The sequence below is a fragment of the Plesiomonas sp. ZOR0011 genome, from assembly GCF_000800945.1.
GTDB lineage: Bacteria > Pseudomonadota > Gammaproteobacteria > Enterobacterales > CAMTGL01 > Plesiomonas > Plesiomonas shigelloides.
Genome location: NZ_JRKB01000037.1, coordinates 1 through 25,896, shown reverse-complemented (window position 1 = coordinate 25,896; position 25,896 = coordinate 1). Strand labels below are relative to the sequence as shown.

Here is a 25,896-nt window from a genome sequence, read left to right as displayed (position 1 = left end):
ACGGTATTATGCGCGGCTCCCCGCAGAAATTCGAGCGCTATCCCATCGCTGATTTAGACGGCGCGATGATTTGCTCAGCCAGCAGCATCCCCACAAACCTTACCCTGGCGAGCCACTGATGAAAAAAGCCCGAATACAGCCAGCACTGGGAAATTTTTGCGGCCAAATCGTAGCCTCGTCGGTGCGTTTTACACACTCAGTGCCTTTGTAATCTCTTTCTCTTATCCTCTTCTGCACATCTGCTTCTGCACATCTGCGCGCAGTCAAAAACAGTTGAAAGGAAATCCTGTTATAGATAAACCTTACTAAGGGCAATGTACGAATTCTTATTTTCTACAATATTGCATTATTCGATATGCAATCATGCGCGTTATCTAATTTAAATATGGCTGTCATTAAAGCGTAATTATTACCCATAATTACTTATTGAGTTTGCCCTTTAGTGAACAAAAAACAGAACTCAAAATTGGTGAGCAATAAACAGTAGCGCTCATTTGCACCCATAAACATAATGCTATGGCCAACCTGTGCTTAATCACCTGCTCAATTTACCATCAAATAGTTCCCTCTTTATTTTGTTGTTCGGCGCTGTAACCGATTACTTTTCGCGTTAACTAACGGGTTAGCAGACACAGCTGACATGCATGTCTGTATACTGACAGCGCAGGGTCAAAAAGACGCCACTGCTGTGCGCTACATCACAGAAAAATTACACGCCCCTCACCTCGTTCTTACAGCTGTGTCTGACAAAAAGCGTCGAGGTGTCTTAACCCAGAGAAAACGTGGGCTGTATGGAATTGTCTAAATATAGCCCACACACTTATCCACAGATTTAGTGGATAACTTTTGGTGAACAACAGAAAAAAACAGAAGTCAACACAATAAATATTGTTTTATATCAACAAATTAATCAGTTGATAAAATCCGTCTTCGCGACAGTTTAAGGCTTGACAAATCACGCCAAAGCAACAAATTACGCTCTCGCTTTACAGTTTTGTTACAGCCCACAAAGGGAAATTGGATAACGGCTCACGAATTAGACAGCGCGACAATAGCAACTGCACATCATCGGCTAGCGCTAGCAGCATTTAATCGAAGCCGACAAACGGCTAGCGACAGAAAAAAGGATTTTTGGGCTCATATCATATCGTGACGAGCTGATATGTAATATCCTTGAAAAATATCAGAGAAGTTTGCGAGCGGAGTCACGCAACAATTCAGGGCATAAAATAATAAAGCTCAATAGGCTGATATAATAAAATCATCTGTATTCTGTTAAAGAGAAAATGAATTCGATGAATATAGCCCTGTCCCGTTCAGCTGCTATTTGGCGTGCTCTCTTGTGTTTTGTGTTAACCACAGGTGTTGTTTATATTCAAAGTGCATATTCATTGTCTTTAAGCATTAGCATTCCTGCAATATTGCTTATTTGTGGCACATTACTCACTCTGGAAATAATGCAAAACCAGAAAAACGCTTCTGAACGTTTGATTAAGCTGGAGCAAAGTCTGAATATGGCTGCCAGTGCCGGCGAAATTCCAGAAGCGAAATTAGCGGCAAAATATGCGCAAGGTTGGCGACAAGAAAAAACCGAGTTGGAGCATCGCCTCGACCTGATTGCTAAAGACGTGAACCGCGATCCACTCACTGGCTTACCAAATCGTGCGAGCTTCATTCATCAGCTCTCGTTACTGCCTGAAAACGGGGCTAAGCACTGGTTAGCGCTGATCCACGCCACGCCTCTGACTGAGCTGAATCAACGCGGAGGATCCAAACTCGGCGATCTGTTCATTCAAGAGATCGCAGAACAATTAACTCTGCATGGCCTTCCCCTTGGACAGTTATACCGCTTTGAAGGTGCGATGTTCGCATGGGTCGCCTCGGCGCACCAAATTGAGCAGCCCGAGCGTCTTGCTGAGCGCTGCGCCCAAGCGCTGGAACAACTGGCGCAACGCCACCAAATCACACGAGCCGCTAATATCGCGTTTATCTCTTTCTACGGCAACCAGTGGGGTGCTGCACTGACTCAAGCAGAAGAGAGCCTGCGCATTGTCTCATCACTGCCCCATCGCTGCTGGCAAGTTGATCATACCGAACAGCCTCAAGTGGATGACTGGTTTAGCGAGTTAGATCAGCAAATCGCCAATGCGGATGTGGAGTTCAATATCCAGACCACGCTGAGCGTGAACGACAGCATGCCGAAATACCATGAGTTGTTCTCGCGCTTTACCTTCTCCAAAGGGGCGATGTCGACCGACAAAGTGATCGCGATGGCCGAATATCATGGTCGTATGGCACAGCTGGATATGATGCTGCTGACCAAGATCACCAGCATTTTGCAGGGTTTCAAAGGTGATGGGGTTTTGGCGGTTAACTTAGGCTTTCACACCATCAACGAACCGCAGTTTTTATATTGGTTAACTCAGTATCTGGAGAAAAACCCTGCAGTTACACCACACTTGGTGATGGAGATCCAAACGGAAGCGATCCAGACCTACCCTGACAATGCCGGCAAACTGATCACCTTACTGCACCAACATGGGGTGCGGGTATGTTTGTGTCATTTTGGCCAACAGCTTGATGGGTTAGCGTTGCTGTCACGTTATAAGCCATCATTTGTGAAGCTCGACCCACGTTATACCCGTGATATTGAAGCCAACAAATCTTTGCAGCAGGTATTACGTTTATTTATCGATACGCTGCATCGTTTAGGTACCAAAATCATTGCGGAAAATGTGGAAAAGCAAGAAGACAAAACCATGCTAGCGCATCTGCGCGTGGATGCGATTCAAGGCTATATCGTGGCGAAGCCTAAACCGGTGCAAGATTCCGAATTGTTGCGTATGGTAAGTTAATAAACTGATAATTATCATAATTTCAGCCTATCCCCTAAGAAACACGTGCCTTTATGGTGCGTGTTTCTTGTCCGCTTATTAGGGCGAAATCGATTGTCCGGTTGTCGGCAGAGTTATAATTGCCGATAATACCTCGGTTTTTTATCATGAAAGGTAGACCGGATGACTGAGTATCTTTTGCTGCTCATCGGAACAGTGCTCGTTAATAACTTTGTCTTGGTCAAGTTTCTCGGCTTGTGTCCTTTTATGGGCGTCTCCAAAAAGCTGGAAACGGCCATTGGAATGGGCTTAGCCACCACATTTGTTATGACGCTGGCATCGGTGTGCTCATACCTGATGGATCGCTTTATTCTGCTCCCGTTTGGCATCGGTTATCTGCGTACTCTTTCATTTATTCTGGTTATTGCCGTTGTCGTGCAGTTCACCGAAATGGTGGTGCGCAAAAGTAGCCCTGCGTTATATCGCCTGTTGGGCATTTTCTTGCCGCTAATCACCACCAACTGTGCGGTGCTGGGTGTCGCGCTGCTGAACACCAATCTGGCTCATAACTTTATGCAGTCTATCGTGTATGGCTTTGGCGCTGCGGTGGGCTTTTCTCTGGTATTGGTTTTGTTTGCCGCACTGCGCGAGCGTATTGCATTGGCCGATATTCCGGCCCCTTTTAAAGGCTCATCGATTGCATTGATTACCGCCGGACTGATGTCACTGGCGTTTATGGGCTTTACCGGACTGGTTAAATAAAAAATGATGACTCTGTTTTGGGCCGTGTTAGCACTGATCGGGCTAGCGCTGCTGTTTGGCGTATTACTGGGTTTCGCCTCCATCAAATTTAAAGTTGAAGCCGATCCGATCGTCGATCAACTCGATGCGATTTTACCGCAAAGCCAGTGTGGGCAATGTGGGTATCCTGGCTGCCGACCCTATGCCGAGGCGGTCAGCAATGGTGAGCAAATCAACAAGTGCGCCCCAGGTGGCGAAGCGGTTGTACTGAAAATTGCTGACTTGCTGGGCGTCGAGCCTCCTGCCGCAGATGCGAATGCAGAGAATGCCGAGCCACGCAAATTTGTCGCCTTTATTCACGAAGAACAGTGCATCGGCTGCACCAAATGTATTCAGGCCTGTCCGGTTGATGCCATCATCGGCTCGACTAAGTCAGTCCATACCGTTATTTCTGATCTCTGCACCGGCTGTGATCTGTGTGTTGCCCCCTGCCCGACGGATTGCATTGAAATGCAGCCGGTCAGTGTGACCCCCGACACATGGAAGTGGGATCTGAACACCATTCCAGTAAAGGTCGTTAGTTAAGTTATGTCCAGTGTGATTAAGGCCATCCAGAGCGGCCGTATTTGGGATTTTGACGGTGGGATCCATCCGCCGGAAATGAAGTCACAATCCAACAATACTCCGATTCGCCGAATCGATCTGGCGCCCTATTATGTCGTGCCACTGCAACAGCACGCGGGTCAAGCTGGCGATCTGATTGTTAAAACCGGTGAAAAGGTTCTCAAAGGACAACCGCTGACGCAATATCACGGCGGCGGACGCATATTGCCAGTTCATGCCCCGACCTCAGGTACGATTGTCGCAATCGAGCCTCGCACCATCGCGCATCCTTCTGGACTCAGCGATCTTTGCGTGGTGATTGAGCCGGATGGCAACGACACGTGGGTCGAACGCGAACAGATTGAAGATTACCATCTGCTCTCCCCTGAGCAGTTGATTGCCAAGATTCGAGCGGCAGGTATTGCCGGTCTTGGCGGCGCTGGCTTCCCTACCGCAGCCAAGCTCACCGGCGGCGCAAACCTGATCAAATTGCTGATCATCAACGCCGCAGAATGTGAGCCTTATATCACCGCAGACGATCGCTTAATGCAAGATCGCGCCGATGAAATCATCGAAGGGATTCGGATCCTGCGCCATATTCTGCGCCCAGAGCAGGTCGTCATTGGTATCGAGGATAACAAGAGTCTGGCTATCGAAAGCCTGCGTAAAAGCCTTGATGGCAGCGAAGATATTCAGCTGCGCATTATTCCAACGAAATATCCGTCTGGTGGTGCCAAGCAACTCATCAAGATCCTCACGGGGATGGAAGTGCCTAAAGGCAAACACTCCTCAGCGATCGGTGTGTTGATGCAAAACGTCGGTACCGCCTTTGCCATTAAGCGCGCCATTATCGAAGGCGAACCACTGATCGAGCGTGTCGTTACCCTGACCGGTGATGCCATTCACGACAAAGGTAACATTTGGGCGCGTTTAGGTACGCCGGTGCAGCACCTGCTAAGCCACGCGGGTTATCGCCGCACCGCCGGGAATGGTCAGATCATCATCGGTGGTCCACTGATGGGCTTTAGCTTGCCGCATCTGGATGTTCCCGTGGTGAAGATCACCAACTGTATTTTAGCGCCTGGCGCTGCAGAATTTGGCGAAGAGCATGCCGAGCAGGCCTGTATCCGTTGCAGCTCCTGTGCGGATGCCTGTCCGGTTAATCTGTTGCCGCAGCAACTGTACTGGTTCAGCCGCGGTAAAGAGCATGACAAAGCACGCCAATACAACATTATAGATTGTATCGAGTGCGGTGCGTGTGCCTATGTTTGCCCGAGCAATATCCCGCTGGTGCAGTACTACCGCCAAGAAAAAGCAGAGCTGTGGGAGATTCGCCGCGAAGAGCGTAAGTCTGAAATCGCTAAACAGCGCTTTGAAGCCAAGCAACAACGTCTGCAACGCGAAAAAGAAGAGCGCGAACAGCGTGCCCAACAAGCCGCGCAAGCCCGTCGCGCCTCACAAACCAGCAGCGAAGGAGTTGATCCGGTACAAGCGGCATTGGCGCGTATTAAAGCCAAACAAGCACAAAGCGCCGCGCCAGAATCAGCAGTACCGTCAGCTGATGCACAGCCGATTCAACAATTACGTCCACTGACGCCGGATGCTGAAAGTGCCCCTGTGGTTGCCGATGACTCCATGGCTGCCGCACGCGAAGCGCGCAAACAACTGGCGCGAGAACAGCGTGCGCGTAAAGCTGCGCAGCAAAATGTGGAGTCATCAACAGCACCCGCGTCTAGTGTAGCAGACAGCAGTGAGAACACCGATCCACGCCAAGCGGCGGTAGCTGCTGCCATTGCTCGCGCCAAAGCACGTAAAGCCGCGCAAGAGCAAGGTGCTGATACCACAGCTGCAGCTAGTCACAACGAACCGGCAACCGTAGCACCGAATGCTGAAAGCACGGCAACGCCAAGCGATGCCACTGCCGAAGCGGTTGATCCACGCAAAGCGGCGGTAGCTGCCGCTATTGCTCGTGCTAAAGCGCGTAAAGCCGCGCAAGAGCAAGGTGCTGATACCACGGCCGCGGTTAATCATAGCGAACCGGTAGCCGAAGCGCCTAATGCTGAAAGCTCGACAGCGCCAAGCGATGCCACTGCCGAAGCGGTTGATCCACGCAAAGCGGCCGTCGCCGCTGCTATTGCTCGCGCTAAAGCGCGTAAAGCCGCGCAAGAGCAAGGTACTGATACCACAGCCGCCGTTAATCACAGCGAACCGGCAACTGTAGCGCCTAATGCTGAAAACACGGCAACGCAAAGCGATGCCACTGCCGAAGCGGTTGATCCACGCAAAGCGGCGGTAGCGGATGCCATTGCTCGCGCTAAAGCGCGTAAAACAGCACAAGAACAAGGTACTGATACCACAGTCGCCGCTAATTACAGCGAACCGTCAACTGTAGCGCTTAATGCTGAAAACACGGAAACGCCAAGCGATGCCACTGCGGAAGCGGTTGATCCACGTAAAGCGGCGGTAGCGGCTGCCATTGCTCGCGCTAAAGCGCGTAAAGCGGCACAGGAACAAGCAAAAACTCAGGCGAGTGAGGAATAAATGGTTTTCAAAATAGCAAGCTCCCCTTACACGCATAACCACCGCAGCACTAACGTCATAATGCGGCAGGTGATGCTCGCCTGTATTCCGGGTATCGCTGCGCAGTGCTACTTCTTTGGCTGGGGTAACCTGATCCAAATCCTATTAGCCATCGTGGTGGCCGTACTCGCAGAAAGCGCAGTGCTGCTACTACGCAAAAAGCCAGTGTGGAAAACCCTGCAAGACAGTACGGCAGCGCTGACCGGTCTGTTGCTTGGGATCTGTATCCCGCCACTCGCACCTTGGTGGATCATTGTCATCGGTACCTTGTTTGCCATCATTATTGCCAAACAGCTGTACGGCGGCTTAGGGCAAAACCTGTTTAACCCAGCGATGGTGGGCTATGTTGTCTTGTTGATCTCCTTTCCCGTACAGATGACCTCGTGGTTACCGGTTCTAGGATTACAAAGCGAACCGGTCAGCTTTATGGATTGCTTGAACGTCATCTTCACCGGCCATACCGGTGAAGGGAATACGTTGCATCAGCTGATGCTGGACATCGACGGCGTGACACAAGCCACCCCACTCGACACGCTGAAAACCAGCTTGAAAAACGGTCTGACTGCCCACGAAATCATGCAAAAGCCGATCTTCGGCAGTTTTGCCGGTTTAGGTTGGATGTGGGTCAACATCGGCTTTTTACTCGGTGGTCTGTATCTGCTGTACCGCAAAACCATCCAGTGGATGATCCCCGTCAGTTTCCTGCTGACGCTGACCATTGCTTCTACGATCGGTTGGCTGGTCGCGCCAGACGCAAGCGGCACGCCGCTGTTTGAATTGTTCTCTGGTGCAACCATGTTCGGTGCGTTTTTCATTGCAACTGATCCAGTGACCGCATCTACGACCTTCCGCGGTCGTTTGATCTTTGGTGCCGTGGTCGGACTGATGGTATACCTGATCCGGACTCTCGGCGGTTACCCTGACGGCGTCGCCTTTGGCGTACTGATCGCCAACATGGCCGTGCCGCTGATTGACCACTATACCCAGCCACGCGTATACGGACGCTAAGGAGTCTCCATGTTACCAACCATGCGCCGGCACGGTATTACGCTGGCCGTCTTTGCCTTGATTGCCGTTGGCACTGTCGTGGTCGTCAATCTGCTTACGGCAGATCGCATTGCCGAACAAACCAAGCAGCAGCAAAAGATCCTGCTCAATCAGGTATTGCCCTCTAACCTGTACAACAATGACCCTCTCAAAGAATGTGTCATGGTAACTGATCCCGCCCTGCTCGGCTCAGCCGTCCCACACAAAGCCTATCTGGCGCGTTTAGATGGCAAACCAGTGGCTCTGGCTATCGAAAGCACCGCGCCGAACGGCTATTCCGGTGCGATTCAGTTGATGGTTGGCGCAACCCTCAGTGGCGAATCGTTGGGGGTTCGCGTGCTCGAACACCACGAAACACCGGGCTTAGGAGATAAAATCGATCTGCGGATCTCTGATTGGATCTTAAGCTTTAAAGACAAAGTGCTGCATGACGATAACGACCCTCGTTGGGCAGTACGCAAAGATGGCGGCATGTTCGACCAATTTACCGGCGCGACAATCACCCCACGTGCCGTTGTCGGTGGCGTGAAGAACACGCTAATTTATGTCCGTCACCATGGTCAGGCGCTGTTTACTCAGCAACCTGATTGTGGCGAATAATTCACGGCCAGCATCACCGGAGTGTATATGAACAATTCACGTGACATTCTCGTTCAAGGTCTGTGGAAGAATAACTCGGCCCTAGTTCAGCTGCTCGGCCTGTGCCCTCTTTTGGCCGTGACCTCAACCGCGACCAACGCGCTAGGGCTGGGTCTGGCCACCATGTTGGTGCTGGTTTGTACTAACGTAGTGATTTCAGCGATTCGCCAGTGGGTGCCGAGTGAAATTCGGATCCCGATTTACGTCATGATCATCGCATCAGTGGTTACGGCAGTACAGCTGCTGATCAACGCCTATGCATTTGGACTGTACCAGTCACTGGGGATTTTTATCCCGCTGATCGTCACCAACTGTATCGTGATCGGTCGTGCCGAGGCCTTTGCCGCCAAGAACAACGTGGCTGACTCGGCACTCGACGGTTTCGCTACCGGTTTAGGCGCAACCTTAGCTTTATTTGTGCTGGGAAGCCTGCGTGAAATCATCGGTAAAGGGACGCTGTTTGATGGTGCCGATTTACTGCTGGGCTCATGGGCCAAAGTGCTGCGCATTGAGGTCTTCCATCTAGACAACAGTTTCCTGCTGGCCATCTTGCCTCCTGGCGCATTTATCGGCTTAGGTTTGATGCTTGCGGCCAAATACATGATCGACCAGCGCATGAAAAATCGCGCTGCCACGCCAGCGCCTTCAGCTTCGGCGGACGATCTGAAGAAAATTCACAGTTGTCATTAATCAAACACAGCTAAAGCGGCAGTAATGAATCAGAAGAAACGGATCGAGATCTTAGAACGCCTGCGGGCAGAGAATCCCAAACCTACCACTGAACTGAAATACAGTACGCCGTTTGAGCTGTTGATAGCGGTGATGCTGTCGGCGCAAGCCACCGATGTAAGTGTGAATAAAGCGACCGATAAGCTCTATCCGGTCGCCAATACACCACAGACTATCTTGGATTTAGGCGTAGATGGGCTCAAGGAGTACATCAAAACCATTGGGCTATTTAACAGCAAGGCAGAAAATGTCATCAAGACCTGCCGGATTTTGTTAGAACAGCATCAAGGGGAAGTACCAGAGGATCGTGAAGCACTGGAAGCCTTGCCGGGCGTTGGCCGCAAAACGGCTAACGTGGTTCTGAACACCGCCTTTGGTTGGCCGACCATTGCAGTCGATACGCATATTTTTCGCGTCTCTAATCGTACGGGATTTGCACCGGGTAAGAACGTCAATGAGGTGGAGCAAAAGCTGCTCAAAGTCGTCCCAGCTGAATTTAAGCTGGATGTGCACCACTGGCTGATCCTGCACGGGCGTTATACCTGCATCGCCCGTAAACCACGCTGTGGCTCGTGTATCATCGAAGACTTGTGTGAATTCAAGGAAAAGACCGAGTAACTGCGTCAAAGGCTCCACAGATTTTACAGGCGCTATACCCGTAGGACACAAGGCCAGTCTTACTTCTGGCGGTACTCGCACCGAGCAATACCGGACTCTACCAGTCACCTAGTATCTAAAAGGTGCTAGAGGTGCTAGTGCGCTTACCGCCTTCCCTGTGCCACGCATTTCGTTAAGCATGTTACATATCACTGGCGGATATGATGGATAATGCTGGTCACAATGCCCACTTGCCCCATCTGCTGCAATTCAGACAGACTTTCCATACCCACGCGATCAGCGTGATCGGCGCTCAGTGATAGCAATTTCAGTTCAGGTTTTACCTGCAACTCATACACCACGACTTCGCCTTGCTCCATCATCACCACCAAATCACCTTTTTTCGGCGCTAAAATACGGTCTACGACCAGAATATCGCCTGGGCGAATGCCTGAGTCGACCATCGACAGCCCGCTGATACGGACGAAAAAGGTATCATCCGGTCGTTTGATACAGTGTAAGTTGAGATCAAGACGCTGCCGGCCAGACACCAAAGACGGTGAGGACAATAACGACGACTCTGTATCATTAAAAAATGCCACTGGACGGTAGGTGAACAGATCATCGGGTCGGGAAATGCTCAGTTCCATGATAGCCTCTCAAACACTGTATGCTTATACAGTATAAGATAAGCACTATCCGCTTTCGTTGCAAGCCTAATTTTACATTTTTCTGTATGGATATACAGTATTGTTATCCGGCTCATACAGTATCATATCCACGCGCCTATACTTGCCGAAGTAACTCACTCATTGCTGATATAAACACCGCTCAACGCTCAAGCTGCTCATCCACAAACCGTTGCAACAGCTTGAGCGTAAAGATATTTTTTAGGTTACTGCGGCTTTGAGAAAGGCAGAGCTAATTTGGCATCCGCATCCATTTTGCTCCTTAGCTCCGTAAACAGTTGCTGCTGCACATCTAAGTTCAAGATGCCACGCCGAGGTCTATCCAAGTCCAAAATCAGGTACACCACCATCACCGTTAGCAGTGCAAAACCAATCGACGCAAAGAAGTTAAAGTGCCGACTCTTTGAACTGTTATAGCCATTCGCAAATGCCGCAGCCAGAGCCTGAATAGTGAGGACAATCAGCAAAATATCGGGGATATGCGTACGATCATACGAGAGGCGGCTGCTGGCCAAATCAAACATCTCATTCATCGCCGGGATCATCTGCATCGACGCCAGATAATGCTCCTGTTGACGTGACGCCTGCATCACCTGCCCCCACAACTGATTTTGTAGCTGATCGGTTTTGGCTAATACCTGCCGAATCGCAGCAATATCACTGCGCACGTCATAATACGCAATGCGCTGGTCGAGATAGTCTTTCAGATGCACGCGCAGCGTACTTCCGGTTTGTGGTTCGTAGAGAAACGTACGCAGATAGACCGTGCCAATCGCGTTAGAGGCATCCACCATCAGCTCTTTGCGCGTTTCGTTACGGCTCGCCGCGGCTGCAAACGTAAACGCTAGCAATAGCCCGAGCAGACCAAATAGCGCCGACTCAATCTGCACCGTCGCACCATTGGTATCATCTTCACTGTGGCGCAAGCGCCCGACAGTAAAGCCAATCACTGATGCCAGCAACATCAACGCTAGCAATAAACCACACAGAACGGTGCTGTCAGTGCCTAGAAAGAAATCTGGATCATTCATCTTCGCTTCCCCTATCGCAAAACGCGACTATTGCTAAACGCAGCTATCGCACCCGAGTGTGTAAGCCGATGAATGCGCCTGACACAGTCCGATTTTACTGCCGAGCATATGTGGTAAGGGTAGTCAGGCTCTGACAATTTGCCACTGGTTAGCAAGGGGATAGCAGCATCTCGATAAGCTGCCATCAGCGTCTTTTCACCGGCTAGCTCCTGAGCAAGCCATAAACTGGACAAATAAAACGTAGGTATAAAAAAACCCGCCGTAGCGGGTTTTTAGTATTTCGATACTGCGCCCTATGTTGGGCGATACAGCATGGAGGGATTAACCACCAATATGGGTCAAACCGCCCATGTAGCTGCGCAGAACTTCTGGGATCTCGATGCGGCCATCAGCTTGCTGATAGTTTTCCAGAATCGCGACCAGAGTACGGCCAACTGCCAGACCTGAGCCATTCAGGGTGTGAACCAGACGTGGCTTCTTATCGGTCTTAGAGCGGCAACGCGCTTGCATACGACGTGCTTGGAAATCGCCCATGTTGGAGCAAGAGGAGATTTCACGGTAGGTATTCTGCGCTGGCAGCCATACTTCCAGATCGTAAGTTTTGTGAGAGCCAAAGCCCATGTCGCCAGTACACAGCAGCACGGTACGGTATGGCAGACCCAGCAGCTGCAGTACTTTCTCAGCATGGCCGGTCAGCTCTTCCAACGCCTGCATGGAGTCTTCTGGACGCACGATTTGAACCAGCTCAACTTTATCAAACTGGTGCATACGAATCAGACCACGGGTATCACGGCCATAAGAGCCCGCTTCAGAGCGGAAGCACGGCGTGTGCGCAGTCATCTTCAGAGGCAGAGATTCTTCTTCCAGAATTTCACCACGAACCAAATTGGTCACTGGCACTTCTGCGGTTGGGATCAGCGCAAAAGTTGGATCGCCTTCTTCCAGCGGCTTGGTGTGGAACAGATCGTTACCAAACTTCGGCAGCTGACCAGTACCGTACAGGGTTTCCTGGTTCACCAGATAAGGAACATAGGTTTCCAGATAACCGTGCTCGGTGGTGTGCAGATCCAGCATGAACTGGGTCAACGCACGGTGCAGCTTAGCGATTTGGCCTTTCAGTACCACAAAACGTGCACCGGTCAGCTTAACCGCAGCCGCGAAATCCATACCGCCAGCCATTTCGCCCAGATCAACGTGGTCACGCACGTCGAAATCATACTGACGCGGTGTACCCCAACGGCGGACTTCCTGATTATCGTTTTCGTCTTTACCAGTCGGGACTTCATCTGAAGGAATGTTCGGGATGCTCAGCGCAATACCGCGTAACTCTTCCTGCAGCTGATCCAGCTCAACCTTTGCTGCATCCAGCTCACTTCCCATGGAAGCAACTTCATCCAGCAATGGCTGAATATCTTCGCCACGCGATTTAGCCAAACCAATCGCTTTGGAACGAGCATTACGCTCAGCTTGCAGATTTTCTGTTTTTACCTGCAGAACTTTACGTTTCTCTTCCAGGGCATTGAGTGTATCAACATCCAGTTTGAAGCCGCGACGGGCCAGCTTCTCGGCCACCACGTCCAGCTCGTTTCGTAACAGATTCGGATCGAGCATTTTTATCCCGCTTTTTATCGTTTTAGAGAAATTTATAGACTGTTAAAAGACTAACAGGTGCAGACCTGCACCCTATATTACACACATTAACGCAAAGGCTAAGTTACTGATAGCGTTTTATCGGGCTATTTTGATCCTGCTGAGTCAGCCAGGATAATTTTTCAGCAATCTTGCTCTCCAGCCCACGCGCAACCGGATGATAGTAACGCGTACCCTGCAATTGAGGAGGGAAATAACTCTCTCCGGCTGCATAAGCATTCGGTTCATCGTGGGCATAACGGTATTCCGCGCCGAGCCCCATCTCTTTCATCAATCGCGTTGGCGCATTGCGCAGATGGTCTGGTACATCGTAATCAGGATGCTGTTTCGCATCCTCTAATGCCGCTTTGAATGCGGTATACACTGCATTGCTCTTCGGTGCACAGGCCAAATACACAATCGCCTGAGCAATGGCGCGCTCGCCTTCCGCCGGTCCAACGCGCGTAAAGCAATCCCATGCAGCGATCGCCACTTGCATCCCACGCGGGTCAGCATTGCCCACATCTTCCGAAGCAATCGCCAACAACCGCCGTGCGACATAGAGCGGATCGCCACCGGCGGTCAGAATGCGGGCATACCAATAGAGTGCACCATCCGGAGAAGAGCCGCGAATGGATTTGTGCAGGGCAGAAATCAGGTCGTAATAGCGGTCGCCTTTATTATCAAAGCGCGCACTGCGCTCACCGGCGACCTCGCGCAGTAACTCTGGAGTCAGAATTTTGCGGCCGTCCGGTTGCTCGGCGGCCATGTCCACCATCAGCTCTAGGCAATTAAGGGACATTCGCGCATCGCCGTTCGCCAGCTGCGCCAGTGCTAAAGCCGTGTCAGGCGGCAGTTCAATATTCTGGCCGCCTAAACCGCGCACGTTATCCTGCATGGCTTGTTCAAGCACTGCCAGAATATCGTTTTCGGTGAGGGATTTGAGCAGATAAACCCGCGCACGAGATAGCAGTGCGTTATTGAGTTCAAAAGACGGGTTTTCGGTCGTCGCCCCAATAAACGTGATCGTGCCATCTTCGATATGCGGCAAGAACGCATCTTGCTGACTTTTATTGAACCGATGCACTTCGTCGACGAACAAGATAGTACGCCGCGCCCGATCGCGATTTTGCCGAGCACGCTCGATCGCTTCACGGATCTCTTTGATACCCGATGTCACCGCCGACACGCGCTCGACATCGGCATTGGCATAGCGCGCAATCACTTCTGCCAAGGTGGTTTTTCCGGTACCCGGAGGCCCCCACAGGATCATCGAGTGCAGATGACCTGCCTCAACTGCGCGGCGCAACGGTTTTCCCGGCGCGAGCAGGTGTGCCTGACCAATATACTGATCCAGTGTCTGCGGACGCATCCGTGCGGCCAGCGGCTGAAAATCTGCCGCAAAATCCAAAGATAAATTACTCACCACGCAGCCTTATTTGCTGAATTCTTTTCCGCGTTTTACATGTCACAAGTATTTGTAGATCTGGTTTGCCGCGCGAGGTTGTTGATCGCAATATTGTTCACAGTGTTTATGGCAACAACCAATGAACAACCGAGCCCATATCAGTCGGAGCGCGGCAATGGTGACCTATCAGTTACGCTGATCGTCAATCTCAACCCCTTTCGGGACAGTAAAGCTAAACTGTGACTTGCTCACCGCCGATGTGGAGAAGCGATTCAAAACGGTCTGGCTCTTTTGACCATCCATTTCCACCACTGAGAAACCTTTGATCACCCCGGCCGGAGTGACAGTCAGGTCAAACTGCTTCATGTTGCCATCAGACTTGATAGGCTTAAGCGTGAACTGATCGCCTTTCTGGGTGATGTTGTATTTGGCCCAATCGGAAGGATTGTTACGCGTCAGCAGGACAAACGGTGTATTGCTGGTCGCATCTTTCAGATTACTAATCGTGACTTGTTCAACAAACGGATTGAAAAACCACAAGGTTTTGCCGTCAGTCACTAGCAGGCTTTCGTCTGGTGTTTTAGCTTCCCAGCGAAACAGATTTGGGCGCGTCACTGCCAGTTTGCCTTCGCCTTGTTGGATCGCCGCGCCGCTCGGACCGGTCACAGTCTGTTCAAACGAGGCGCTGAATGAATTAATTTTTCCCAGTCGGCTCTGCAAATCAGAACGGGCATCAGCCCATGCCGTGGATGACATCATGCCGAGAACAATACCGCAGGTGATAAACCACTTTTTCATTGTCACTCCCTTCATTGCCATCAAGGCCAGTGTCAGCGGTCACCGTTTAAACGTCGGTTAACGCACGCACTGCGCACTCATAATCGTATAGCGCATCATCATGTTGAACATTTATCGCTAGCACACTTAGACCATGTATACCCTTCTTACTTGAAGCTGCAGCGGTGTTGACTACGTTCGTTCACACCAATGTTCGTTCACCCCAATCACATAGTTTGCCTATGCCCATGGGGATTCACTCACTTGCCGCCTACCTGCAACTTCACGTTGTTTGGGTATAGTTTGCATTTAGTGTCCAGCATGAGATGCGAAATTGTGCAACGGCCAGCTCTATTACCTACGCTCGATTTTATCAAGTCTAGGTATTAGCACTGGCCGCGCTATGTACCGTTAACGTTTTAATCTCTGATTGGCGGCGGAGCCAGCACTTCACGGTTACCGTTATGGCCCGGCGCACTCACAATCCCCTGCGCTTCCATCTGCTCGATGATCCGCGCCGCGCGGTTGTAGCCAATCTTGAATTTACGCTGTACACCAGAGACAGAGCCACGGCGCGTTTCCGTAACGAACTGTACCGCCTGATCAAACAGGGCATCCAGCTCTTCATCCATATTGTCGTAGCCGTTGCCGCCTTCACTGCTATCGCCGGCCAAAATGGCATCGATATACTGTGGACGACCACGCGCTTTCCAATCCTGGGCGACCGCATGCACTTCCTGATCGCGAACAAAAGCACCATGCACCCGCTCAGGAATAGATGAGTTCGGCGGAAGATAGAGCATATCCCCCATCCCCAGCAGACTTTCAGCGCCGCTTTGATCCAAAATGGTGCGCGAGTCAATTTTGCTGGATACGGTAAACGCAATCCGCGTTGGGATGTTGGCCTTAATCAGACCGGTGATCACATCCACTGACGGACGCTGCGTTGCCAGCACCAAGTGGATACCCGCGGCGCGTGCTTTTTGCGCCAGACGCGCAATCAGCTCTTCAATCTTCTTACCGGCCACCATCATCAGGTCGGCGAACTCATCCACCATCACCACGATGTATGGCAGTTTGGTCAGCGCTGGCGGCATCGGATCCATGCTATCGCCCGGACGCCACAACGGATCAGGGATTGGTTGGCCCATCTTCTCCGCTTCCACCACCCGATCGTTATAGCCGCTGATATTACGCACGCCGAGCAGCGACATCAGTTTGTAACGACGCTCCATCTCGCCCACGCACCAACGCAGCGCGTTGGCAGCATCTTTCATATCGGTGACCACTTCGGTCAACAGATGTGGAATACCTTCGTAGACTGACAGCTCCAGCATTTTCGGGTCGATCATGATAAAGCGCACTTCATCTGGCGTCGCTTTATACAAGATACTTAAGATCATGGCGTTCACGCCGACCGATTTACCCGAGCCGGTAGTACCCGCCACCAGCAAGTGCGGCATTTTCGCCAAGTCAGCAATCACCGGATCGCCGGCAATGTCTTTACCCAGCACCACGGTCAGTGGTGATGCGCTCTGACGGAACTTATCGCAGTCCAGCACTTCGCGCAGGTAAACGGTTTGGCGATCTTTATTCGGCAACTCCAATCCCACATAGGATTTACCCGGAATAACTTCCACCACCCGCACCGCCGTTGTTGACAGCGCTCGCGCCAAGTCACGCGACAGATTGGAGATGCGCGCGGCCTTCACGCCCGGAGCCAGATCCAGCTCAAAACGTGTGATCACAGGCCCCGGAGAGATCTCGGCCACATCAGCCTTGATGCGGTAATCGTTCAGACGCGCTTCCACCAAGCGCGCCGTCATCTCGAGCTCTTGCTCGCTCACCGGCATATTGTTACGCGGCGGCTCAGCCAGCAGGTCCAGCGTCGGCAATGGCGTGGTCGGCTTTGGCATCACATCTTCTTGTGGCATCAAGAACGGGTGCAAAAAAGCCATGTGCTCCTGCTCTGCGCGCTTGCGCATCCGCATAATTTCAGCAGCATGGAATTGCTGTTCGCTGTTCGCCTCGTCGTTTGCGTCATCCTGCTCCGGTTCAGCCTTCCCTGCCGGAGTAAAAGCCGCTGCAGACTCTGTAGCCGGCATGAATGCCGATGCGCTCGATGTCGACGGTTTTGATGCAAAAGCGTGTGGTGCAGCAGGCTCATCAGCTGCCACATCATTCACAGAGTCATCCATGGACGGCTCTTCACGCACCGGCTCAAAGGTAAACGGTGCCGCGGTGTGCGTCATCGGATTGCTTGTCGCATGTGTTGGCGCGACAGGCTCACGGCTTGTTTGCGGACGCACTAACGCGGAGGTTTCCGTCTGCAAAGGTCGGCGTACCGCTTCCACCGCACGCGCCAGACGCTCTTGTTCACGCGCTTCAAATTCGGCGCGTAACCGTGCGTTGAACTGCGCGTCCTCATCCGACTCATCATCAGCTTGCGCGTCAGCCGCAAATTGCTCGTTTGCTACCGATTCATCACGATCATCTTGAATGGCTGAGAATGATGGCATGTGGCTATCATCGTCTTCGGCCACTTGTGCGCCACGAGCCGCATAAGAGCTTGCCGCAGCATTCGCCGCTGGCGAGACCGGTGAAGTAGACAAAGTCGGAGATATCTCGCTCGCCGCGTCTGCGGCATTAGACTCCGCTGCAGCAGAGGCTGGACGCACGCTCACCTGAGGCTCGTCATCACGAGCACTGAACGAAAACGCCGAGGTATCGTCTTCCAACGCATTAAAGAAAGAAGGAATTTCTACGCCAGGGATCAGGGATTTTTCTTTCGCCAACGCCTCTTCGGCGCGTTGACGCTCGGCCTGCTCCCGCTCCCGTTGCTCCAACATCTCACGTTCACGCTGCTCAGCCATACGCTCAGACGGCAACTTAATGCCAAGCGATGCTAACGTGCGGCGGGTCGGGATCTTCACCGGATTCGGACGTGGCATTTCAGGCACGTTCGGCTTCACCTGCGGCCGCGCAGCAGGCGTCTCAGTATCGCTAGCACCGCTATCAGCGAAACCAAACGCGGTCGATCCACCAGCAACAGCAGACGCCGTTGCCGCAGCGGCCGGTGCAGAGGTTGCAGCTGAAGCGGCACCCGCAGCGACCATCCCCGCCAAAGAGGCGGCTTGCAGACCCGCAGACGCCGAGCCAGACGCTGGCATAAATGGATCATCGGCCAACGCGGAGCCAAATGACGGCAACACATCGTCCACGTCAAAAGCTGCATCAACACTGGCCGGCTTGCGTGAAAATGCCGAAGTAGACATTCCCGCAGCTTGGTTAGACTGATGCGCTGGTGCAGAACTTGACTCTGCGGCCCGAGGATTGACCGGCTCTTCTTGCTTGATCAGATCATCAAGGCCAGCGAAATCAATCTTCGGTTCAAACCAGTTATCGTCGTTCGCGTCTTGGCTCGCGGCAGAATTGCTCTCAGAATTCGCATTCGCGTGGTTATTCGCATCGGTAAACATCGATACCGGCGTATAGTCACTGCCCTGCTCATCATCCGCCGCCGAGAAAGAGACCGTTGGCTTACGGGCTACAGGGCTATGCACCGCGGGTGCATTGTTTACAGCCAGATTCTGCGCCACGCTATGGCTAGGCGTAGCGTTCGTCGCTGTAATGTGCGGAGCTGTAGCATGTGCATTTGTCATCGCACTGCTTGCCGCAGCCTGCCCCGCAGGCGCTACGGTAGCCGCGCCAGCAGCAATAGCAGCAGCCGACACTGGCTGAGCATGCTGAGGTTGGTTTGCTGGCGTTGCCGCCTGACTTTTATCCGCACTATTACCGCTCGGCGTCGGCGCCGCATCTAATTCACTCTCATCATCATAAGCGCTAAGAGGACGCATCGGCGGTATTGTCGGCTCTTGCTTACCCAGCAAAATATCATCTTCATCCGCAGGCGGCAGATCGGCAACATCATCATCGGCAACGAACTCATCGTCTTCCGCTTGCTGTTTACGACTGCGCGCACCATTGGTAATAAAAGCCACTGGATTTAAGATGGCAGAACCAATATTTTCCGCCAACGTCAACCATGACAAACCGGTAAACAGAGTCACCGCCGCCGCCCACACGCACAGCAAAATTAGCGTAGCGCCAATACGGGAAAACCAAGGGACAGTGTAATCACTGATGGCCGCACCGATAAAACCACCGGACGGGAAATAATAGAAATCATCGACACTGATCGCGGCTAATCCACAGGACGCGCCAATCAGTAATACGACGCCAATCAGGCGTAATGCCAAATTGAGAAAATCGAAGCGTTCATCGTCACTGCGGCGGCGAAATAACACCCAAGCCGCAATCACTAAAATAGGAGGTATGGTATAGGCCAGAGCTCCGACAGATAAAAATAACGCATCGGCAATCCATGCACCGACACTGCCGGTAATATTTTTGACTGCATCATGCCACGAAGCCTGAGACCAGCTGGGATCTGTGGGATCAAAGCTGAGCAGGGCCACCATCATATAAACCGCAAACACAACACCGACAATCAGAATCGCTTCCATGATGCGGTGCAATCCACTCAGTTTTTTACTGTTTCTGATTTTCTTTTCCACAAGTACCTGGCTCAAGTATGTCTCTCCAGGAGGCAATAGCTAAAGACCAAAAATACGCCGAGCGGCAAAAGCCGCTCGAGCGTTTCAGTCTGGATGAATGACCAGTATTTTAACCAAGCTGAATTTGTTTTGCATCTCTCATGCTTAACGGGTTTTAATCACCAGACGGTTAGTCTGTTTGACCTCTTCCATTACCACATAAGTTCGGGTGTCGTTAACACCCGGCAGACGCAGCAGGGTTTCCCCCAGCAGCTTACGGTATGCCGACATATCTGGCACACGGGTTTTCAGCAAGTAGTCGAAATCACCGGATACCAGATGGCATTCCTGAATCTCTTCTAACTTTTGTACCGCCGCATTGAACTGGTCAAATACATCGGCTGCCCCACGGTTCAGGGTAATTTCCACAAACACCAGCAGGGATGCATCCAGATAATGCGGGTTCAATAATGCAGTATAGCCATTAATAAAACCCTGACGCTCTAAACGCCGAACCCGTTCAAGACACGGGGTTGGTGACAGACCCACTCGCTTTGATAATTCAACGTTGGAGATACGCCCGTCCTTTTGTAACTCGTTCAGAATATTACGATCGATTCTGTCGAGATCTTTGCTTGGCCGCTTTTTATTCTCTACCATTTTGTTCCACCCGTTTACGTCCTTGCGTGAATTAATTGCTGCTTGAGCTCGAAAAAAGAAACACTCTGCCAACCTACTCGTTATATACTAGCAACATAACCAGCGTTTCTGTTATTACACCGCCTGATTCACCATTAACCATGAGGGTTTCAGATGATTATCGGCATCCCGAAAGAAATCAAAAACCATGAATATCGCGTTGGCATGATCCCTGCGGGAGTCAGAACACTGGTTGCCGACGGGCACCAAGTCCTTGTTGAATCCCATGCTGGCACTCATATCGGATTTACCGATAAAGATTACATTGCTGCGGGAGCATGTATCGTTTCTTCCTCAGATGATGTTTTCGCAAATGCAGAGATGATTGTCAAAGTAAAAGAGCTACAAACAGTAGAACGTACCAAACTCAGACCCGGACAACTGCTTTTTACCTATCTCCATCTGGCTCCTGATCTGGAGCAAACGCACGATTTATTGCAAAGTGATGCAATTTGCATCGCTTACGAAACCGTTACCGACAATAGCGGTGGTTTGCCCCTGTTAGCGCCGATGTCAGAAATTGCTGGGCGTATGTCAGTACAAGCCGGCGCGCATGCGCTAGAAACGGCACAAGGCGGCTCCGGGGTGTTATTAGGCGGCGTTCCGGGTACCGAACCCGGCCGCGTGGTGATTTTCGGCGGTGGCATGGTGGGTGCTAATGCCGCGCGCATGGCCTGTGGCCTACGCGCTGATGTCACGCTGTTTGATAACAATATCCAAACATTACGCCGTTTAGATAGTGAGTTTGCTGGGCGTGTGAAACTGCTAATCCCTTCTAGCCAATTGATTCAGGCGCATATCCAAGAGGCGGATTTGGTGATTGGCGCGGTACTGATCCCCGGCGCAACCGCGCCCAAACTGTTATCACGCGAAGATTTGCGTCTGATGAAGCGCGGTTCGGTGCTGGTAGATGTCGCCATTGACCAAGGTGGCTGCTTTGCCACCTCACGCCCGACCACGCATGCCGAACCTCTGTATACCGAAGAAGGCATTATTCATTATTGCGTAGCCAACATGCCGGGAGCAGTTGCCCGAACTGCAACCCAAGCGCTGTGTAATGCCACGCTACCTTTCGTGCAGGCATTGGCTAATCAAGGAGCCATCGCGGCCATGCGCGCTAATCCCCATCTGGCCAACGGTTTGAGTGTGTACCGTAGCCAATTGATTTCTGAGCCGGTGGCGCGTAGCCAAGAGCGCAGCTTTACCCCACTGAGCCAAATCCTCAATGCCGCACGCGCGTAACAGCGCTGATTTGCCCTTCCCTCGTAATGCTTCGCTCTGGGTTTTGCCCAGCAGCGAAGCGTAGCTGACACATTTGTTTTTTTGCCACGCTTTTTTGCTGTTTTTGCGTATCCAATTTACCTACAATCGGGCATACACCTGTCGTACGTGGAGAATAACAATGACATCGACAAAACATTGCAAATTACTGATTCTTGGTTCAGGCCCAGCCGGTTATACCGCGGCTGTGTATGCCGCTCGCGCTAACCTGAATCCTGTGCTGGTGACTGGCATGCAGCAAGGTGGCCAGCTGACCACCACCACCGAAGTGGAAAACTGGCCAGGTGATGCCAGCGATTTGACTGGCCCAGGTCTGATGGAGCGCATGCGTGATCATGCTGAGAAATTCAACACCGAAATTATTTTCGACCACATTAATAAGGTTGACCTGCAATCTAAGCCACTGCGTTTGTACGGTGACAGCACTGAGTACACCTGTGATGCGCTGATCATCGCAACCGGTGCTTCGGCTCGCTATCTGGGCCTGCCATCTGAAGAGGCGTTCAAAGGCCGTGGCGTATCCGCCTGTGCAACCTGTGATGGTTTCTTCTATCGCAACCAGAAAGTGGCGGTGGTAGGTGGCGGTAACAGCGCAGTAGAAGAAGCGCTGTACTTGTCTAACATCGCGGCTGAAGTACACCTGATCCACCGTCGTGATAGCTTCCGGGCGGAAAAAATCCTGATCTCGCGTCTGATGGACAAAGTAGCCAACGGCAACATCGTGCTGCATACCCAATGCACGCTGGATGAAGTGCTAGGTGATGACATGGGCGTCACCGGCGTGCGTCTGCGTCACGTGGATAACAACAGTACCGACGATCTGGCAGTCAACGGGGTGTTTATCGCCATTGGCCACCGCCCAAATACCGAGATCTTCCAAGGTCAGCTGGAGCTAAATGGCGGTTACATCAAAGTGCAATCAGGCACCGAAGGTAACGCCACCCAAACCAGCATTCCGGGCGTGTTCGCTGCCGGTGACGTGATGGATCACATTTATCGTCAAGCCATCACCTCTGCCGGTACCGGCTGTATGGCGGCGCTGGATGCAGAGCGTTATCTGGATGCGTTAACCAAATAATTGGTGCGCTATTTGTGCTCACTATGCGCATATGTAATGCATGTGTACACATGCTGTGTAGCACATACACCATTGCGCATTGAGTTCAAATAACGAATACGCCTCCTGCAAGCGGGAGCAGTTTGCTCCCGTTTATGTATTGACGGCCGATGCATTGGATCCCGTCTTTTGCAGCGGTTGTTTTTCGGTTTTGCGTTTTTGGCGTGCGAGCTTTTACCCCAAAGCTTGGCAATAACACTTTGATACGACGCCGGTGTGGTGAGTCAAACCCACCCAATCATCAAAGCAGACACGTCATGAGCCAGAACCCCGTAGGTTAAGACACTGCACACATCATGGATAAAAACAAACAACGCGAGCTGACTCGCTGGCTAAAGCAGCAGAGTAAATTGGCACGCCGCTGGCAAAGCCTGACCATGCTGCTGGGTGTGGTTTCCGGATTACTCATCGCATTACAGGCCTGGTTACTGGCCGTTTTACTTAATGACCTGATTATCTTGCAACAACCGCGCGACTCTCTGAGCCGCTATTTCCTGATGCTGGTTGGTACCGTGGTACTACGGGCGATCGTCACCCGCTTGCGCGAACGCTGCGCCTTTTACTGCGGGATGGAAGTGCGTCGCCAAATTCGCTCACTGGTGCTCGACCGGCTGGAAAAGCTGGGGCCAGCGTGGATCAACGGCAAACCAGCCGGCAGTTGGGCCAGCATGGTGCTGGAACAAGTGGAAAACATGCAGGATTTCTTTGCGCGCTATTTGCCGCAAATGTATCTGGCCGTATTTATCCCACTGATCGTGCTGTGCGTGGTCTTCCCCATTAACTGGGCGGCAGGGGTGATTTTGTTGGTCACTGCCCCACTGATCCCATTTTTCATGGCACTGGTTGGGATGGGCGCCGCCGATGCTAACCGGCGTAATTTTCAGGCACTGGCTCGCCTGAGTGGCTCGTTTTTAGATCGCTTACGCGGCTTGGAAACGCTGCGTTTATTCAACCGCGCAAATGCAGAAGTGAATCATATCCGCCATGATGCGGAAGATTTTCGTGAGCGCACCATGGAAGTGCTGTTCATGGCCTTCCTGTCCTCGGCCGTACTGGAATTTTTTACCTCCGTTTCCATTGCCATTGTTGCCGTTTACTTTGGTTTCTCCTATCTGGGTGAGCTGAACTTTGGCCATTACAGTCAGGGCGTCACCCTGTTTGCCGGTTTTCTGGTCCTGATCTTGGCGCCAGAATTTTTCCAGCCACTGCGTGATTTAGGCACCTTCTATCATGCTAAGGCGCAGGCGGTTGGTGCAGCCGAAACTCTGGTCGATTTCCTGTCAGCAGAAGCGCAAACACCCGCCCAAGGAGATAAACCGTATCAAGCACGAGCTGCTGGTTCAGCGCATGAAAACAGCCAGCCAAGTGCCGAGCACGCATCCGATATGCCGCATATCTGGGCGCAAAATCTTGAGATCCTCTCGCCACAAGGAACGGTGTTAGCCGGTCCGCTTGATTTTCGGATTTTAGCAGGCGAGCAGATTGCGCTCGTAGGGCGCAGTGGCGCAGGGAAAACGTCACTGATGAATGTGCTGCTGGGCTTTCTGCCCTACCGCGGTTCACTCAAGGTGAACGGCCAAGAGCTGAGCGAGCTTGATCCGCAAAGCTGGCGCGACCATCTGGCATGGGTCGGACAAAATCCGCGCCTGCTGCAAGGTACGATTCGCGACAATATTCTGCTCGGAGCACCACTCGCATCAGAGGCGGAGGTTCAGCGCGCCGCCGCATCGGCGCACGCGGATGAGTTTATCGCCCGTCTGCCGCAAGGGCTGGATACCCCAGTCAGCGATGAAGGTGCAGGATTATCTGTCGGTCAAGCGCAGCGGATTGCCGTAGCGCGTGCGCTACTGCGCGGTGGCGAATTTTTGCTGCTGGATGAACCGACCGCCAGTCTGGATGCGCGCAGTGAGCAGCTGGTGATGCAAGCGCTGTCGCACGCCGCCCAAGGGCGCACCACCTTTATGATCACCCACCGGCTGGAGGATGTGCGCAATTGCCATCAAATCTGGCTGATGGATCACGGCAAGCTGGTTCAGCAAGGCGATTTTGCCACACTGAGCAGTAGCGATGGCCCTTTTGCCGCCATGCTAGCCAACCGTAACCAGGAGATTTGACCGTGCGTGTATTACTGCCGTTTCTTGTTTTATACCGCCGTCACTGGATCCGCATGACCCTAGGCATTCTCTTGTCGATACTGGCGCTGGGTGCCAGTATCGGCCTGTTGGCGTTGTCTGGCTGGTTCCTTGCTGCCTCTGCGCTGGCGGGGATGACTATCGCCGCTAAAACTTTCAACTATATGCTGCCTGCGGGCGGGGTGCGCGGCTTGGCCATTGGCCGCACCGCGACCCGCTACTTTGAGCGCGTAGTCTCGCACGATGCCACGTTTCGTGTTCTGACACGTCTGCGGGTGTTCTGCTTTAGCCGTTTGATCCCGCTGTCACCGGGTGGTCTGGCGCGTTTTCGTCGTACCGAGCTGTTAAACCGCTTGGTGGCGGATGTCGATACCCTCGACCACATCTATTTGCGGCTGATCTCTCCCTTGCTCTCCGCCTTGGTGGTGATCGGCAGTACCACTTTGCTGCTCTCGTTGCTGGATACCCGTCTGGCGCTGACCTTGGGTGGCATCATGCTGGCCTTGCTGCTGATCCTGCCGGTGATTTTCTACCATGCTGGTAAACCGATCGGACGCGATATTACCGCACAGCGCAGCCGCTATCGGGTGCAACTGGTGGAATGGTTGCAAGCCAATGCGGAGCTGGTGTTATTCGGCGCCCTGCGCCGTGTTCGTGAGCAACTGGATGCGACCGAGCGTCAATGGCAGCAACGTCAGGCGCAAGAAGCTTCGCTTGCTGCGTGGTCACAAAGTTTGGTGGTACTGGCATCCGGCCTAACCGCCGTTCTGATGCTGTGGCTAGCCGCCGAGCATGTCGGCGGCAATC

18 protein-coding genes and 2 pseudogenes are annotated in these 25,896 nt (G+C 52.3%); 12 read left to right on the top strand and 8 right to left on the bottom strand.

Annotated features, from left to right (window positions below; all coding sequences use genetic code 11):
• Nucleotides 1–1,457 precede the first annotated feature (1,457 nt).
• From L975_RS07130 to nth, 8 genes are all read left to right on the top strand, one after another.
• Entirely contained in the window at nucleotides 1,458–2,855 is a 1,398-nt protein-coding gene (locus tag L975_RS07130) for an EAL domain-containing protein (protein ID WP_039045313.1), read from the top strand.
• Between the two features lie 162 nt (nucleotides 2,856–3,017).
• Nucleotides 3,018–3,596 carry an electron transport complex subunit RsxA gene (rsxA, locus tag L975_RS07125; protein ID WP_047707916.1) on the top strand — a complete coding sequence of 193 codons (579 nt, stop codon included), beginning with the start codon at nucleotides 3,018–3,020 and terminating at the stop codon, nucleotides 3,594–3,596.
• 3 nt (nucleotides 3,597–3,599) lie between these two features.
• Nucleotides 3,600–4,160 (top strand): electron transport complex subunit RsxB, encoded by a 561-nt coding sequence (gene rsxB / locus L975_RS07120; RefSeq protein ID WP_010861766.1) that lies wholly within the window; start codon nucleotides 3,600–3,602, stop codon nucleotides 4,158–4,160.
• Between the two features lie 3 nt (nucleotides 4,161–4,163).
• Nucleotides 4,164–6,719, top strand: a complete 2,556-nt coding sequence (gene rsxC / locus L975_RS07115; protein WP_047707913.1) for an electron transport complex subunit RsxC — start codon at nucleotides 4,164–4,166, stop codon at nucleotides 6,717–6,719.
• Nucleotides 6,720–7,766 (top strand): electron transport complex subunit RsxD, encoded by a 1,047-nt coding sequence (gene rsxD, locus L975_RS07110; protein ID WP_047707912.1) that lies wholly within the window; start codon nucleotides 6,720–6,722, stop codon nucleotides 7,764–7,766.
• 9 nt (nucleotides 7,767–7,775) lie between these two features.
• Nucleotides 7,776–8,405 (top strand): electron transport complex subunit RsxG, encoded by a 630-nt coding sequence (gene rsxG / locus L975_RS07105; RefSeq protein WP_010861769.1) that lies wholly within the window; start codon nucleotides 7,776–7,778, stop codon nucleotides 8,403–8,405.
• A 27-nt stretch (nucleotides 8,406–8,432) separates the two neighbouring features.
• The gene (locus L975_RS07100) at nucleotides 8,433–9,134 is read left to right on the top strand and encodes an electron transport complex subunit E (RefSeq protein WP_010861770.1); all 702 of its coding nucleotides are present in this window, start codon (nucleotides 8,433–8,435) and stop codon (nucleotides 9,132–9,134) included.
• 24 nt (nucleotides 9,135–9,158) lie between these two features.
• Nucleotides 9,159–9,791 carry an endonuclease III gene (gene nth, locus L975_RS07095; protein ID WP_047707910.1) on the top strand — a complete coding sequence of 211 codons (633 nt, stop codon included), beginning with the start codon at nucleotides 9,159–9,161 and terminating at the stop codon, nucleotides 9,789–9,791.
• A gap of 188 nt (nucleotides 9,792–9,979) precedes the next feature.
• On the opposite strand, the gene L975_RS07090 is transcribed toward nth, so the two are convergent.
• The 8 genes and pseudogenes from L975_RS07090 to lrp form a co-directional block, all read right to left on the bottom strand.
• Nucleotides 9,980–10,420, bottom strand: coding sequence for a LexA family transcriptional regulator (locus L975_RS07090; RefSeq protein ID WP_052181326.1), 441 nt, complete (start codon nucleotides 10,418–10,420; stop codon nucleotides 9,980–9,982).
• A 245-nt stretch (nucleotides 10,421–10,665) separates the two neighbouring features.
• Nucleotides 10,666–11,490, bottom strand: a complete 825-nt coding sequence (locus tag L975_RS07085; RefSeq protein WP_010861773.1) for a hypothetical protein — start codon at nucleotides 11,488–11,490, stop codon at nucleotides 10,666–10,668.
• Nucleotides 11,491–11,811: 321 nt separating this feature from the next.
• Complete coding sequence (gene serS / locus L975_RS07080) at nucleotides 11,812–13,101, bottom strand: serine--tRNA ligase (RefSeq protein WP_039045318.1); 1,290 nt, start codon at nucleotides 13,099–13,101, stop codon at nucleotides 11,812–11,814.
• A 103-nt stretch (nucleotides 13,102–13,204) separates the two neighbouring features.
• Nucleotides 13,205–14,545, bottom strand: coding sequence for a replication-associated recombination protein A (locus tag L975_RS07075; protein ID WP_047707950.1), 1,341 nt, complete (start codon nucleotides 14,543–14,545; stop codon nucleotides 13,205–13,207).
• A 168-nt stretch (nucleotides 14,546–14,713) separates the two neighbouring features.
• Complete coding sequence (gene lolA, locus L975_RS07070; RefSeq protein WP_039045320.1) at nucleotides 14,714–15,325, bottom strand: outer membrane lipoprotein chaperone LolA; 612 nt, start codon at nucleotides 15,323–15,325, stop codon at nucleotides 14,714–14,716.
• A gap of 398 nt (nucleotides 15,326–15,723) precedes the next feature.
• Nucleotides 15,724–17,250 (bottom strand): annotated as a pseudogene (locus tag L975_RS18720) (DNA translocase FtsK); the annotation flags it as partial.
• A gap of 2,085 nt (nucleotides 17,251–19,335) precedes the next feature.
• A pseudogene (locus L975_RS18715) lies at nucleotides 19,336–19,830 on the bottom strand (DNA translocase FtsK 4TM domain-containing protein); the annotation flags it as partial.
• A 195-nt stretch (nucleotides 19,831–20,025) separates the two neighbouring features.
• Nucleotides 20,026–20,520, bottom strand: a complete 495-nt coding sequence (gene lrp / locus L975_RS07060; RefSeq protein ID WP_010861779.1) for a leucine-responsive transcriptional regulator Lrp — start codon at nucleotides 20,518–20,520, stop codon at nucleotides 20,026–20,028.
• 153 nt (nucleotides 20,521–20,673) lie between these two features.
• Here lrp and ald point away from each other — a divergent pair, with 153 nt between their 5' ends.
• From ald to L975_RS07040, 4 genes are all read left to right on the top strand, one after another.
• Nucleotides 20,674–21,801 (top strand): alanine dehydrogenase, encoded by a 1,128-nt coding sequence (ald, locus tag L975_RS07055; RefSeq protein ID WP_039045322.1) that lies wholly within the window; start codon nucleotides 20,674–20,676, stop codon nucleotides 21,799–21,801.
• A gap of 160 nt (nucleotides 21,802–21,961) precedes the next feature.
• Nucleotides 21,962–22,918, top strand: coding sequence for a thioredoxin-disulfide reductase (gene trxB, locus L975_RS07050; RefSeq protein WP_047707908.1), 957 nt, complete (start codon nucleotides 21,962–21,964; stop codon nucleotides 22,916–22,918).
• 335 nt (nucleotides 22,919–23,253) lie between these two features.
• Nucleotides 23,254–25,071, top strand: coding sequence for a cysteine/glutathione ABC transporter permease/ATP-binding protein CydD (cydD, locus tag L975_RS07045; RefSeq protein WP_047707906.1), 1,818 nt, complete (start codon nucleotides 23,254–23,256; stop codon nucleotides 25,069–25,071).
• Between the two features lie 2 nt (nucleotides 25,072–25,073).
• Nucleotides 25,074–25,896, top strand: an 823-nt coding sequence (locus L975_RS07040; RefSeq protein ID WP_047707903.1) for an ABC transporter transmembrane domain-containing protein, incomplete at its 3' end; no start/stop codon positions are given.

What these genes read in the sequence shown, in the direction of transcription:
- L975_RS07130 (WP_039045313.1), top strand. Translation starts at nt 1,458, where the DNA reads ATGCAAAACCAGAAAAACGCTTCTGAACGTTTGATTAAGCTGGAGCAA.
- ald (WP_039045322.1), top strand. Translation starts at nt 20,674, where the DNA reads ATGATTATCGGCATCCCGAAAGAAATCAAAAACCATGAATATCGCGTT.
- rsxD (WP_047707912.1), top strand. Translation starts at nt 6,720, where the DNA reads ATGGTTTTCAAAATAGCAAGCTCCCCTTACACGCATAACCACCGCAGC.
- nth (WP_047707910.1), top strand. Translation starts at nt 9,159, where the DNA reads ATGAATCAGAAGAAACGGATCGAGATCTTAGAACGCCTGCGGGCAGAG.
- L975_RS07090 (WP_052181326.1), bottom strand. Translation starts at nt 10,420, where the DNA reads ATGGAACTGAGCATTTCCCGACCCGATGATCTGTTCACCTACCGTCCA.
- rsxG (WP_010861769.1), top strand. Translation starts at nt 7,776, where the DNA reads ATGTTACCAACCATGCGCCGGCACGGTATTACGCTGGCCGTCTTTGCC.
- L975_RS07100 (WP_010861770.1), top strand. Translation starts at nt 8,433, where the DNA reads ATGAACAATTCACGTGACATTCTCGTTCAAGGTCTGTGGAAGAATAAC.
- serS (WP_039045318.1), bottom strand. Translation starts at nt 13,101, where the DNA reads ATGCTCGATCCGAATCTGTTACGAAACGAGCTGGACGTGGTGGCCGAG.
- lrp (WP_010861779.1), bottom strand. Translation starts at nt 20,520, where the DNA reads ATGGTAGAGAATAAAAAGCGGCCAAGCAAAGATCTCGACAGAATCGAT.
- trxB (WP_047707908.1), top strand. Translation starts at nt 21,962, where the DNA reads ATGACATCGACAAAACATTGCAAATTACTGATTCTTGGTTCAGGCCCA.
- L975_RS07085 (WP_010861773.1), bottom strand. Translation starts at nt 11,490, where the DNA reads ATGAATGATCCAGATTTCTTTCTAGGCACTGACAGCACCGTTCTGTGT.
- rsxC (WP_047707913.1), top strand. Translation starts at nt 4,164, where the DNA reads ATGTCCAGTGTGATTAAGGCCATCCAGAGCGGCCGTATTTGGGATTTT.
- rsxA (WP_047707916.1), top strand. Translation starts at nt 3,018, where the DNA reads ATGACTGAGTATCTTTTGCTGCTCATCGGAACAGTGCTCGTTAATAAC.
- cydD (WP_047707906.1), top strand. Translation starts at nt 23,254, where the DNA reads ATGGATAAAAACAAACAACGCGAGCTGACTCGCTGGCTAAAGCAGCAG.
- rsxB (WP_010861766.1), top strand. Translation starts at nt 3,600, where the DNA reads ATGATGACTCTGTTTTGGGCCGTGTTAGCACTGATCGGGCTAGCGCTG.
- lolA (WP_039045320.1), bottom strand. Translation starts at nt 15,325, where the DNA reads ATGAAAAAGTGGTTTATCACCTGCGGTATTGTTCTCGGCATGATGTCA.